The sequence below is a fragment of the Paracoccus alcaliphilus genome, from assembly GCF_028553725.1.
Lineage (GTDB): Bacteria > Pseudomonadota > Alphaproteobacteria > Rhodobacterales > Rhodobacteraceae > Paracoccus > Paracoccus alcaliphilus.
Map to the genome: position 1 here is coordinate 515,594 of NZ_CP067124.1, position 12,210 is coordinate 527,803.

Genomic DNA, 12,210 nt, shown 5'->3' on the forward strand with positions numbered 1-12,210 from the left:
TCGCCAGCACCTGGCGGCAGAACAGCATGAAGGTGCGGGGATAGGCGATGTCGGTGAAGAGCGCGTTCTCGCCCTCGTGCAGCATGCCGCTGTCGAGCCGGAAGGGCGTCGCCGTCAGCCCGATCACCTTCAGCGCGGGGTTGATCGCCTGTCGCAGCGATCGACCGCCAGGCACCGCTTCTGGTGCTGCTGCCGGTCGCGGCTGCGGCCGCCGCACCCGCAGTCCTTGCCAATCCGCTTATCTGCCGCTTGAAGTTCGCGCCCCTTGATACCGAGATCCTGATCATGGCGCTTCGTGCGACACACAGCGCCACGGGCCGCATCGACGAGGTGGCGGTTCGCGCTGCGCTGCCCAATGACGCAACGCTTGCCGAACTCGACGCGCTCGCGCTGACGATGGCGATGCGGGCACCGGTGGCGAAGACGGTGGCCGAACAGATCACGACCATGACCGCTGGCCCGCAACGATCTGCGGCCGACGGCCCCTGGCTCGAAGATATCCACGGCGACAGTCCGGCACTGCGCGCGGCGCGCCAGATCGTGCGCGATCTGCGCTGCTGGAGGAAAGGCGAGGTCGGCTGGCAGGACCTGACCCGCACCCTGCTGCTCTACGGCCCGCCCGGCACCGGCAAATCGTGGATCGCCCGCGCGATGGGCAACAGCGCGGGGTTCAGCGTGGTGACCGGCACCTTCGGGCAGTGGCAGGCAGCGGGACATCTCGGCGACATGCTGCGTGAGATGCGCAGGACGTTCAGCCAGGCACGCGCGCAGGCACCGACCGTGCTGATCATCGACGAGATCGACGCCGTCGGCTCGCGTGAAGATCGCGATCGGGATCGCCACAATCACAGCTACAGGGTCCAGGTGATCAACGCGTTTTTGGCCGAGATGGACGCCGTCGCGCGGGAGGAGGGCGTGATCGTCATCGGCACCTGCAATCATCCGGACCTGATCGACCCCGCTGTGTTGCGCGCAGGACGGTTCGACATGAAGGTCGCGTTGCCTTTGCCCGATGCCGATGGTTTGTTCAGCGTATTCCGGCACTGCCTGCCCGATTTGCGCGAGGTCGATCTGCGCGATCTTGCCGCGCGGGCTGTCGGCTGTTCTGCCGTCGATATCGATGCCGCGATCCGGCAAACGCGGGCAATCGCACGGGGACAAAAGCGTGACATGACGCTGGACGATCTGCGCCAAGTCTTCATCCTCGACCACGACCCGGCCATCGACCGCCGCGTCGCCCTCCATGAATGTGGCCACGCCATTATCTGCGCCGCCCTGAACCTCGGCCCGGTCCGCCGCATTTTCCTGAACCGCGACGGCGGCGGCGGCACGGTGTTCACCGCCAGAGAGAAGCCCGGACTGCTCAGCGACCTGCAAGACCGGCTGACCCAGATCCTCGCCGGTCGTGCCGCAGAACGCCTCGTTATCGGGGATATTTCGGCTGGCGCAGGCGGCAGTGCGGACTCAGACCTGGCCCAGGCGACGATGATCGCCACATCGATCCAGACACGATATGGACTCGGTGCCCAGGGCCCGGTCTGGACCGCAGATCCCGAGACCTTGATCGCGCTGGACCCCGACGTGCTGTTTCGTGTCCGCCGCGAGCTTGAGGCTGCCGAGAAGCGCGCTGTCCAGATTCTCAGCGTCCACCGCAACCTGCTCGAAGAGATGGCCGAGGCGCTGATGGCATCGCGCGACATGGACCGCACCGAGGCCCAGGATCGGCTCGCGCGGGTGCGCCATACCGCGCCGGACGACGATCATAACGCGCGCCCCGCGCCGCAACCGGAGTAGAGACTGAAGGGGTGACGCCCAACCGGCGATCACGCGTCACCCTGTCACACCACGCCCGCACAAATAATAGAGACAAAAAACAAAAGAGCGGCAACGCCGCCAAACAAGCCCTCAAAACCAAAAACCGTGCTCCCTGCGGCGGGCCCTGCCCGCCGCCCCCTCCATTCCCCAGCGGAATAATAAGGAGAGAGCAAAAGACCGAGAACAAAAAACAAAAGATCAAAAAAACGCTTCGGGCATTTCGGCGCCGCAGTGCGTCCAATTCAAAGAAGAGAAAGATCAGGCGCAAAAGAACAACGTGATATGGCGCGGCACAATCAAATCCTCCGCCCGTGATGTCCTGACCCCTCTCCCCCCGGATATTCTCCCAGATGAGGAAACCAGCCATGCACCACCACCCCGCCCCCGCGGCATGGATCCCTCCGGTGATCCGCTTCATCGAAGCCAACCTGCCTGTCCTTGATCGCAAGGGCGAGGAATGGACCATATGTTCACCACCGCCTTTCAGTTCGGCTGCGAGACACTATTCGCCCTCGACAGGCGGAGGAGACTGGGCGCGGGGCCCGGCCGTCGGCCCACCCTCGCCTGCCGGATATTCTCCCCAGATGGGACGATATCTGCGTCACCGTTCTCAGCCTCGCCCATCAACGCGGGCAATTATCATACCGGCTGCCGGACGGGTGCGAATCCCCCGAGGCTGCCGCGTGGTGGGGCCGGCGCGCGGGCGAGGTCCTGCCGCAGCCGAACATCACGGCCGCGCATGGGCTTGGCCCGGCCTGGGCCACCACGCAGGTGCTTTCGGTCCTCTGCGCGCTTGGTCTGGTCGGATCCGGTCAATGGGCCGCAGCCGCGGAACCGGTGCTCTGGCGCGAGGAGCCGCCGGAATGGGGTCTCGACATCGCCGCCGATCCGCGCTTCCGGCAGGCGCTGGACCGGGCCATCATCGAGATGCCCGCAGACATCCGCCACGAACTGGACCGGCTGGTCACGATCACCGAGGCGGACGTGACCGAGGGACTGATCCGGCGCGAGGCCCATCAGGAGGGGCTGAGCGCGGAATACGGCGCCAGCCGGGTGATCGGCCTGCCGCTCACCCGGGAATCGGTAAAACAGGGCCTGATCTTCATCAGGATCCATGATCTGGATTGGCTATTCTTTTCGAACTGGCGGTGGCCGGACGGCTGGCTCCCCCCGTCAGAACGGAAACGGACGATGGAGATCTTCCACGACAGCCTCGCCATCCGCATGCGCAGGGCAGTCGTCAGGCGGCTATACCCGGACCGGCCGGAGTTTTCCGGATGAAGCATCGGGGCGATCTGGAAGCTGGATCATACGCCCTGCCCCGTAAAATCCGGATAATTCGCGCCCGATGTTCCGCTTCGCCCCAGCTCTCGCCCCGCCCGGCGATCAGGAGGCGGTCGTCGCGCGCTCCCAATGAGCCGCAGTCGTCCCTCGTCACCCCTCTTGAGGGTGAGATTTGCGTATTTTCAGGTGGTTATCCACATTCACGAGACACGAGAACCCAGTTTTCAGCTTAGAGAGCCGTTCCCATGCCCTATGATCATTCCAACAGCAGCGGGACCACCCGCACACAGGATCATCATCAGCGAACGCCGATGGGCCATGTCCCACGGCGCAGGGAGCAGCTCGGCCCATGGCGCGAGACCGGAGAGATATTGCCAGGAAGGACGGCGCCGCACAGACGGCGGCCGCCGCTTCGGCCCCTTCGGCCGATAGCACCGACAAAGCCCTTGCCCAGAATCACGAACCGCCGCACCCTGACCTTGTTCGCCTCGTCCAGCTGCTGGCGCGCCACGTCGCCCTGGCCGACATTGCCGCGCAGAAGGCAGCGCATCGCCCGAAGGAGTAACGCATGATCCAATCCCCCGCACTGCGCGCCGCGATCTATGCACGCTATTCTTCGGACAATCAGCGCGAGGCCTCACTTGAAGACCAGATCCGCATCTGCCGACGCCTGATCGCGCAGAAGGACTGGACCATTGCCGAAGTCTATACCGATGCCGCCATCTCCGGCGCATCGGCTCTGCGCCCTGGTTACCAGAAGTTGCAGGACGACGCCCGGCGCCGCCGGATCGACGTCATCGTCGCCGAAAGCATCGACCGGATCAGCCGCGATCAGGAACATATCGCCGCCTTCTACAAACAGGTCAGTTTTCTCGGCATCCCCCTGATCACCGTGGCCGAGGGCGAGATTTCCGAACTGCATATCGGGCTGAAGGGCACGATGTCGGCGCTCTACCTCAAGGACCTGGCCCAGAAGACCCATCGTGGCTTGGAGGGCCGGGTGCGCGACGGCAAGAGTGCCGGCGGCATCAGCTATGGCTATCGCGCCCGGCGCGAGTTGTGTGCCGATGGAACGCTCACCACCGGCGAACGGATGATCGACCCCGATCAGGCTGCGATCGTCACCCGCATCTTCACCGAATATGCCTCGGGACGTTCCGCCCGCGCCATCGCGGCGGCGCTGAACGACGAAGGCATCGCGTCGCCCGACAGCGGCAAGGGCGCGGGCACCTGGGGACCATCCACGATTTCCGGCAACTGGAAGCGCGGCACGGGGATCCTGAACAATGAGCTTTATATCGGCCGCCTCGTCTGGAACCGACAGCGTTTCGTGAAGGACCCGGCGACGCAGAAGCGTCAGGCCCGGCCGAACCCACCCGAGGACTGGATTATCGAAGAGGTGCCGGACCTGCGGATCATCCCCGATGACCTCTGGCATGCGACCAAGGAACGGCAAGGCGCGATCCGCGCCGATATGAACCCGGCGGGCGTCCAGTCTGCCCGGCCCCGGCCCGAACGCGCCCGCCGCCCGGACTACCTGTTCTCTGGCCTCGTCAAATGCGGCTGCTGCGGGGCGAGCTATACGCTGATCAACAAGACCCGTTACGGCTGCGCGGCGGCGCGCAACAAGGGCCACAGCATCTGCAGCAACCGTGCGACAATCCTGCGCGAAGAGGTCGAGGCCCGGGTGCTCGACGGGTTGCGCGAGAAGCTCCTGCACCCCGATCTGATCGCCGCCTTCGTCGAGGAATACCGCAAGGCGTTCAATGCCGCAGCGGGCGACCGCAGCAGCGACCGGGATAATGCCAGGCGCGACCTGAAGCAGATCGAGAAGAAGATCGCCGGCATCCTCGCCGCCATCGAGGACGGCATGTATCACCCGTCGATGAAGACGAAGATGGCGGATCTTGAAGCCCGGAAAGCGCAGCTCACGGCCTTCCTCGAAGATACCCCGGAGCCTCCGGCCCTGCGGCTGCATCCGCGCCTGTCGGATCTCTACCGCGAGAAGATCGCAAACCTTTCAGCAGCGCTTCAGGAACCGGGGATGAAGCTGGAAGCAACGCAGATCCTTCGGAGCCTGATCACCGAGATCCGGATGGTGCCCGAACCCGATGCGCCCGGCGGACACGAGATCGAACTGCTGGGCGAACTGGCCGGGATTCTGGCGCTTTCGGAGGCGGATACGACAAAGCCCCCGCGCTTGGCGAGGGCTGGTAAATCAGTCGAGTCGGAAACGATGGTTGCGGGGGCACGATTCCAGAAATACTCGTCTTTGTATGCAGGAGTCTCGCCCGGCCCTTCAATGCTTGCCGCCTAGACCAGCCCATGTCGCAGCCCCGACCCTCCCTACCAGGCCACTGGTGCTTGTCCGCTTCTCCTGCCCGGCCCCCATACGACGCGAAGGGCGGAAGGACTAAGCCGCTCACGCGGCATTGGTGCCTGTGGCTGGCGATCTGTTCTCATTCTACGGTTATTGTATATGTGAAGCCGTTCCGGGCTGACAATTGGGGTCTTTCGCAAACGCTTCATCGGGAACATGCTGGCGCGGTGCATGATGCCGACTTCGCCGCAAGTTGCTTTGCCCAGATCGAGGGCTTCGGCAGCTAAGGCTTATGGACTCAGGTCACCCCGTGACATCTGGCCCGCGGCTGATACTACCCACCAACATTCGAAGAGCCAGAGGTCTTCCCACGCGACACATCGGTGGCGACGGTACTGTCCAGTGTGTCGAGGCCGGGTTTGCCCTTCGCCTTGCCGTGCGGCTTTGCGGCCAGCGTTCGAAAGCGGCGCAGAAACCTTAAAAAAATAGTCAGTTCTTCCGAACTGTTGCCACGCTCCCAAACTGCGGTGATCGGCAGTTTAGCAGGCATGTCGACCAGTTGGCGGATCGCGATGCCTTGCCGTGGCATATTGCCGATCGCGCTGGAGTAAATCGCCACACCGGCCCCTGCGATGACCAGTCCGAAGATGCCATCGCTATTGGTTGCTTCCAGCGATATCTCGGGCAGAAACCCGCGTTGTCGGCATTCCGCGAACACCTGGTTGCGGAAGATCATCCAGCTGTCTCCGGTACCGAACACGAATTTCTCGGCCCTCAGGTCGCTCAGCGCCAGTTGGTCGCGCTGCGCCAGATGATGGTTTACCGGCAGAATCGCAACGTAATCGTTCTCGTCAAAGGGCAGGCTGCTGATCGGCTGTTGATTCGAGACCCCGTAAAGAAAGCCAATGTCTATGCGATGACGCAGGATCGCTTCATGCTGATGGATCGTCGGCATGAAGATCAGGTCCAGATAGATATCGGGATGTGCCTCGTTGAAACTGCGCAGGAAATGCGGCAGGGCTCCGTTGATCGCAAAATCGGTATAAGCGATGCGCAATTCGCCCCGGACACCGCGCGCAGCCTTGCGGGCGCGTTCGACCGCCCGGTCGATTTGCGCCGTCACAGCGGCTATCTCGGCCAGAAAGACCCGCCCCGCCTCGGTCAGTTCAACCCGGCGCGTCGAGCGCACCAGAAGCGGCGTGCCCAGATATTCTTCCAACTGCTGGATCGTCTTGGTCAGCGCCGGTTGCGCCACCCGCAGGCTCTCTGATGCGCGGCGAAAATGCAGTTCCCGTCCAAGTGTGGCGAAGGCCCGCAGATGTCGAAGATCAAGGCTCATGTCGGGCAATCTGCATTATTTCCCCGTGGTTATCAATAAGGCTAAATTCGATATTTTACAACGAGCGCTCAGCGATGGATCATCCAAGTATCGCAGGCGACAGAACCTGTGGGAAATCAGTTCAACAGCTTCAGGGAGTGCATGAATGACAGGCGATCACATGTCGCTGCATGTCCGGCGCACGATATCGGAGGTTTGCGCGCCACAAGCTGAGGCAAGCTAGAGGCGACCCGAAAGGGATCCGCTTTTAGCCATAACCATAGGCAGGGTGACAACCGCTGTCTCGGGCACGGATGCCATTTGCTGCACAGGCCATCCGACCCGTTTCACAGCTTTGGCCGTGAAATGCGCAGACTCCGCATCCCGGCCAGTTTGCGCGGCTTCCAATGCCTTCCGTCCTCGTTTCTCAAATGAACAATGGATCAGACATGACAGCACGACTTCAGAATCAGACATCGACGCCGGCGCTGCGCAAGGTGATAAGCGCCGCCGCGATGGGCAATTTCGTCGAATGGTTCGACTTTGCCGTCTACGGATTTCTGGCGACGATCATCGCCAGCCAGTTCTTTCCCAGCGACAGCGTCAGTCTGGGCTTGCTCAAGACCTTCGGGGTCTTCGCGGTCGCGTTTGCCATGCGCCCGCTGGGAGGGATCTTCTTCGGGGTTCTGGGCGACCGGCTGGGCCGCAAGGGCGTCCTGTCGCTGACCATCCTGCTGATGTCCGGGGCCACCACCCTGATCGGTCTGTTGCCGACACATGCAAGCTGGGGCGTGACCGCAGCTGTCCTGCTGACCTTCCTGCGCTGCTTGCAGGGCTTTTCGGCAGGCGGAGAATATGCCGGTTCGATCGCTTATGTCATGGAGCATGCGCCAAGCGACAAGCGCGGCTGGTATGGCAGCTTCATCCCGGTATCGACCTTCATGGCCTTTGCCTCGGCCGCGCTGCTGGTCTTTGCGCTGGAAAGCAGCCTGTCCTCGCAGGTCATGGCTGCGTGGGGCTGGCGTGTGCCTTTCCTGCTGGCGGCGCCCCTGGGACTGGTCGGCCTTTATCTGCGCTGGCGCATGGAGGAGACGCCGGCCTTCAAAGCGATGGCTGCCGAGGACAATACCCATGCCCATTCGCCCCTGCGCGAAACCCTGAAAAGCCAAAGCCGGTCGATGCTGCGCCTGGGAGCCTTCATCTCGCTGACCGCGCTCTCCTTCTACATGTTCACCACCTATTTCTCGACCTTCTTGCAGGTTGAAGGCGGGCTCACCCGGTCGCGTGCCTTGCTGGTGACGATGATCGCCCTGGTCTTCGCCGCCCTGTTCTGCCCGGTTGCGGGGCGCATCTCCGACCGGATTGGCCGACGCAACACCATCCGCTTCGTCTGTGCATGGCTGTTCGTGATGGTGGTGCCCGCCTATCTGCTGGCCAGTTCCGGCGCGCTGTGGAAGGCCATCCCCGGTGTTCTGCTTCTTGCCATTGGTGCGCTGACCGCCAATGTGGTGACGGCGACGCTGCTGTCCGAGAGCTTTCCGACGCGGACACGCTATACCGCCTCGGCCTTTACCTACAATGTCTCGTATACGATCTTTGGCGGCACGGCCCCGCTGATGGCGACCTGGCTGATCGACACGACCGGCAATAACCTTGCCCCAGCCCTCTACCTGATGGTCATCGCGGTTCTGGCGGGCATCGGCGGACTGGCGCTGCGCGAAACCTCGCGAATCTCGCTGATGGACGATACCGCGCACCAGCCCGATGCCGACCTGCCCCCTTACCCGGCGCGGCAAGCCGCAAGATGACCCGGCCGGCCCCCCGGTTCCGGCCAGGGGGTCGCACTTTTCCCAATGCCAACCCCAGATCCAAGGAAGAATGACATGCAGCCCACTATTCAGATCGACGTGGACGAAGCCAGTGGCATCTGGCGCACCGATGGCCTGCCCATGGTCTATGTCCCGCGTCATTTCATGGTGAACATGCACAAGGAAATCGAGCAGACCCTGGGGCGTGAAGCCTATGAGGCAATGCTGGGCCGCTCCGGAGAAAAATCGGCCTTTCACTGGTGCAAGCGCCAATCCGAACTGCTGGGCGCATCCGAACGCGATGTCTTCGCATTCTATCTTCAGCGGCTGTCGGAACGTGGCTGGGGGCGTTTTTCCATCGAACAGCTGGATCTGGATCGCCTGACGGCCCGGATCACGCTGAGGGATTCGATCTATGTGCTGGAGGCGGAATCGCCGACGGCTGCATCCACCTGCTACATGTTTGAAGGTTTTCTGATCGGCGCCATGCAGTTTGTCTGTGCCATGCGTGGCGTCAATCCGCGCGCAATCATCTGCCGGGAAGTGCAATGCGCGGCCATGGGCGCCTCCGAATGCCGCTTCGAGGTCTCTTGCGACCTGACGGACTGAACACGCGCATCGGGCTGTCCAGCACGCGGCCCAGCCCGGCCCTTATATCCTGACAAAATGGAAGATATCATGAAGGACAACGCCAACACGATCTATGAGAACGCGGTGGTCATCGACGGCCTCATCATCTCGAAATGGGGCGGCGAACTGTTCAGGGAAATGCAGGAGGCGGGGCTGACGGCCGCGAACTGCACCTGTAGCGTCTGGGAGAATTTCAGCGATACCGTCAACAATATCGCGCAATGGAACAGTTGGTTCCGCGAGTTCGGCGACCATATCGTCAGGGCCGAAAGCGCAGCGGATATTCGCCGTGCAAAAGCTGATGGAAAGACGGCGATCATTCTGGGCATGCAGAATACCTCGGCTTTCGAGGACAAGATCGGTCATGTCGAGATCCTCAAGACCCTGGGGGTCGGGATCGCCCAGATGACCTACAATACCCAGAACTGGGTCGGCAGCGGCTGCTATGAAAGCTGCGACAGCGGCTTATCGGATTTCGGGCGCGAAGTTGTGGCCGAGATGAACCGCGTGCGGATGCTTTGTGATCTCAGCCATGTCGGGCCGAAAACGTCGCGGGATGTGATTGACAGCTCGACGGTGCCGGTTGCCTATTCGCATTGCCTGCCTTCGGGGCTGAAGGCGCATCCGCGCAACAAGTCGGACGAAGAGCTGCGCTATATCGTCGATAAGGGCGGTTTTGTCGGTGTGACGATGTTCCCGCCGTTTCTGGCCAATGGCGTCAATTCGACAATTGCCGACTATATCGCGGCGATGGATTACGTCATCAATATCGTGGGAGAGGATGCGGTGGGCATCGGCACCGATTTCACCCAAGGCTATGACCGATCGTTCTTCGACTGGATCACCCATGACAAGGGATTTGGCCGCCGCCTGACCAGCTTTGGCGAGATCGTCAATCCGGCGGGCTTCCGAGAGATCCGCGATTTTCCGAATATCGCGGATGCCATGGCCGATTCCGGCTGGACCGAGGCGCGAATTGAAAAGGTTCTGGGCCTGAACTGGCTGAACCTCCTGGGAGAAGTTTGGGGAAAATAATCTGATCGTCCTCCAACGGCGGGCCGATCTGCAGCGGTCATTTCCGGTGGTCCTGCAGCCCGAGCTCCGCCCACATCCTGCCGAAGTCATACTCGGAAATCGGACCAACTTCATGCCCGGCGCTGCGATTTTCCAGCAGCTTCAGCCAGTCGATCACCTGCTCTCGCCCCGCCGCGGTGCGCACCGCGGCGGGGCGGCGACTTGCCACTCAATGATCTGACGTTCAGCGACCGGACCACGCGCTCGGCCGGAAGCGAGAAGTCGACCTCGATGCCTAGGTGTTCAGTCCCGGCATCTGGTGGATCGGGTTTAGGATGAATCTGTCTGGCTCTGATGTCCAGATCTTGCAGATGTATTCGTATGGGGTGAGGCCTCCGAGTGTCTTGAGCCTTCGTGCGAAGTTGTAGGCCGCCATGAAGTCCCCCAAGTGGGTGCGGAGCTGGTCATGGCTTTCGTAATGGAAGCGCTTGACCGTGGCCTCTTTGATCGTGCGGTTCATCCGTTCGACCTGGCCATTAGTCCATGGATGGTTGGGCTTGGTCAGCCTGTGCTCAATCCCGTTTGTCTCGCAGATCATATCGAAGCGCATCGGCCGGGAGTAGATGGTGTTCCTGTTCCGAGGTTGCTCTGCGAACTGAATACCGTTGTCGGTGAGAATGGTGTGAACCTGGTAAGGCACGGCTTCCAGCATGTGCTGGAGGAATTCCCAGGCTGTTTTCCGGTCGTCTTTATCGACGAGCTGGGTCACGGCGAACTTGCTCGTGCGGTCGATGCCAACGAACAAATATAGTTTGCCTTCAGCGGCCTGCACCTCGGCAATGTCGATGTGGAAGAACCCTATGGGGTAGCGTTTGAACTTCGCCCGCTTCGGCTTGTCGCCCTCCACATCAGGCAGGCGCGAGATGCCATGTCGTTGCAGACAGTGGTGCAGCGCAGATCGCGTCAGATGCGGGATCGAGGGCTGCAGAGCGTAAAGGCAGTCGTCCAACGGCAGCAGCGTATGGCGCCGAAACGCCACGATCATCGCCTCCTCATCCTCGGACAGGACGGTCGAACAGGGCTCTGTCGGCCCTGTCTTCATGTCTTCGACCGTCGCGCGCTTGCGCCACTTCGCGACGGTCTTGGGGTTAACACCCAGTTCCCGGCTCAGCTGCGCGATCGTAGCTTGCGATCGCTGTATTGCTGCTCTGACAGCGTGCGTGGTCGTGGCGCTGCCGTGACGAATTTGTCCCATAGGGCCTCCTTCCATTCCAAAGAAAGGATCGCACCATCAAACCGTGGGATCAAACACCTAGGCCTTCGCGGTTGAAGTCATCCAGCACATTCAAAAGCCGGAATTGGCGGCCATCGGCCAAACGATCGGCCATGAAGTCCATCGACCAGACCGTGTTCGGCGCCTCGGGAACGCTGAGCTCTTCAGGCTTTTCACGCTTGATCCGCCGCCGCGGCTTGATCCGCAGGTTCAGCTCCAGCGCGCAATAGATCCGATGGACGCGTTTATGGTTCCAGGGATGCCCCTGGACATTGCGCATGTGCAGAAAGCATAGCCCAAAGCCCCAGGTCCGGTGCGCCTTTGTCAGCCCCTCCAAAAGGTCTGCGATGAACTCATTCTCGGCATCGCGCTTCGGGCTGTAGCGAAAGCAGGTCTCGCTGACACCAAATGCCCGACAGGCCAGCGCGATGCTGACCCCCTTCGTCGCCACTGCCTTCTCGGCCAGCTCGCGGCGTTGAGCTGGCCGCGTCATTTTTTTCCAAGGGATTCTTGAGCAACTCGGCCTGCATACTCAGGTCCGCAAACATGCGCTTCAGCCGCCGGTTCTCGTCTTCAAGCGCCTTCATCTGGCTCATCATCGACGCATCCATGCCGCCATACTTCGAGCGCCACTTGTAGAAGCTCGCCGTGCTGATCCCATGCTCCCGGCAAAGCTCAGGCACGGCCACACCGCTCTCTGCCTGGCGAAGCACAGCTATGATCTGCGGTTCCGTGAAACTGAGGCCGC

Annotated in this window: 9 protein-coding genes and 1 pseudogene; 7 read left to right on the forward strand and 3 right to left on the reverse strand. The window is 61.9% G+C overall.

What is annotated here, in order from left to right; all coding sequences use genetic code 11:
• Positions 1–183 precede the first annotated feature (183 nt).
• The 4 genes from JHW40_RS02725 to JHW40_RS02740 all read left to right on the forward strand — a co-directional run bounded on the left by JHW40_RS02725 (position 184) and on the right by JHW40_RS02740 (position 5,416).
• On the forward strand, positions 184–1,794 hold the full coding sequence (locus tag JHW40_RS02725; protein ID WP_244519331.1) for an AAA family ATPase: 1,611 nt from the start codon (positions 184–186) through the stop codon (positions 1,792–1,794).
• A gap of 858 nt (positions 1,795–2,652) precedes the next feature.
• Positions 2,653–3,096: a hypothetical protein gene (locus JHW40_RS02730; RefSeq protein WP_272849036.1), complete on the forward strand. Its 444-nt coding sequence runs from the start codon at positions 2,653–2,655 to the stop codon at positions 3,094–3,096.
• Positions 3,097–3,448: 352 nt separating this feature from the next.
• Entirely contained in the window at positions 3,449–3,664 is a 216-nt protein-coding gene (locus tag JHW40_RS02735; protein WP_085502599.1) for a hypothetical protein, read from the forward strand.
• A 3-nt stretch (positions 3,665–3,667) separates the two neighbouring features.
• Positions 3,668–5,416 carry a recombinase family protein gene (locus JHW40_RS02740; protein WP_090616651.1) on the forward strand — a complete coding sequence of 583 codons (1,749 nt, stop codon included), beginning with the start codon at positions 3,668–3,670 and terminating at the stop codon, positions 5,414–5,416.
• A 337-nt stretch (positions 5,417–5,753) separates the two neighbouring features.
• Here the strand turns inward: JHW40_RS02740 and JHW40_RS02745 are convergent, their stop codons facing one another.
• Positions 5,754–6,758, reverse strand: a complete 1,005-nt coding sequence (locus JHW40_RS02745) for a LysR family transcriptional regulator (protein WP_244519329.1) — start codon at positions 6,756–6,758, stop codon at positions 5,754–5,756.
• Between the two features lie 428 nt (positions 6,759–7,186).
• Between JHW40_RS02745 and JHW40_RS02750 the strand changes: the two genes are divergently transcribed.
• The 3 genes from JHW40_RS02750 to JHW40_RS02760 all read left to right on the forward strand — a co-directional run bounded on the left by JHW40_RS02750 (position 7,187) and on the right by JHW40_RS02760 (position 10,210).
• Complete coding sequence (locus tag JHW40_RS02750) at positions 7,187–8,545, forward strand: MFS transporter (RefSeq protein ID WP_090616649.1); 1,359 nt, start codon at positions 7,187–7,189, stop codon at positions 8,543–8,545.
• A gap of 75 nt (positions 8,546–8,620) precedes the next feature.
• Positions 8,621–9,154, forward strand: coding sequence for a DUF5943 domain-containing protein (locus JHW40_RS02755; protein WP_090616647.1), 534 nt, complete (start codon positions 8,621–8,623; stop codon positions 9,152–9,154).
• Between the two features lie 69 nt (positions 9,155–9,223).
• Entirely contained in the window at positions 9,224–10,210 is a 987-nt protein-coding gene (locus JHW40_RS02760) for a membrane dipeptidase (protein WP_090616664.1), read from the forward strand.
• 274 nt (positions 10,211–10,484) lie between these two features.
• Here JHW40_RS02760 and JHW40_RS02765 read toward each other — a convergent pair whose 3' ends face one another.
• Together JHW40_RS02765 and JHW40_RS02770 are read right to left on the reverse strand one after the other, a co-directional pair.
• The gene (locus JHW40_RS02765) at positions 10,485–11,444 is read right to left on the reverse strand and encodes an IS481 family transposase (RefSeq protein ID WP_090616645.1); all 960 of its coding nucleotides are present in this window, start codon (positions 11,442–11,444) and stop codon (positions 10,485–10,487) included.
• Between the two features lie 52 nt (positions 11,445–11,496).
• Positions 11,497–12,184, reverse strand: a pseudogene (locus JHW40_RS02770) (transposase); the annotation flags it as partial.
• Positions 12,185–12,210: the final 26 nt, after the last annotated feature.

What these genes read in the sequence shown, in the direction of transcription:
- JHW40_RS02735 (WP_085502599.1), top strand. Translation starts at nt 3,449, where the DNA reads ATGGCGCGAGACCGGAGAGATATTGCCAGGAAGGACGGCGCCGCACAG.
- JHW40_RS02740 (WP_090616651.1), top strand. Translation starts at nt 3,668, where the DNA reads ATGATCCAATCCCCCGCACTGCGCGCCGCGATCTATGCACGCTATTCT.
- JHW40_RS02745 (WP_244519329.1), bottom strand. Translation starts at nt 6,758, where the DNA reads ATGAGCCTTGATCTTCGACATCTGCGGGCCTTCGCCACACTTGGACGG.
- JHW40_RS02750 (WP_090616649.1), top strand. Translation starts at nt 7,187, where the DNA reads ATGACAGCACGACTTCAGAATCAGACATCGACGCCGGCGCTGCGCAAG.
- JHW40_RS02755 (WP_090616647.1), top strand. Translation starts at nt 8,621, where the DNA reads ATGCAGCCCACTATTCAGATCGACGTGGACGAAGCCAGTGGCATCTGG.
- JHW40_RS02760 (WP_090616664.1), top strand. Translation starts at nt 9,224, where the DNA reads ATGAAGGACAACGCCAACACGATCTATGAGAACGCGGTGGTCATCGAC.
- JHW40_RS02765 (WP_090616645.1), bottom strand. Translation starts at nt 11,444, where the DNA reads ATGGGACAAATTCGTCACGGCAGCGCCACGACCACGCACGCTGTCAGA.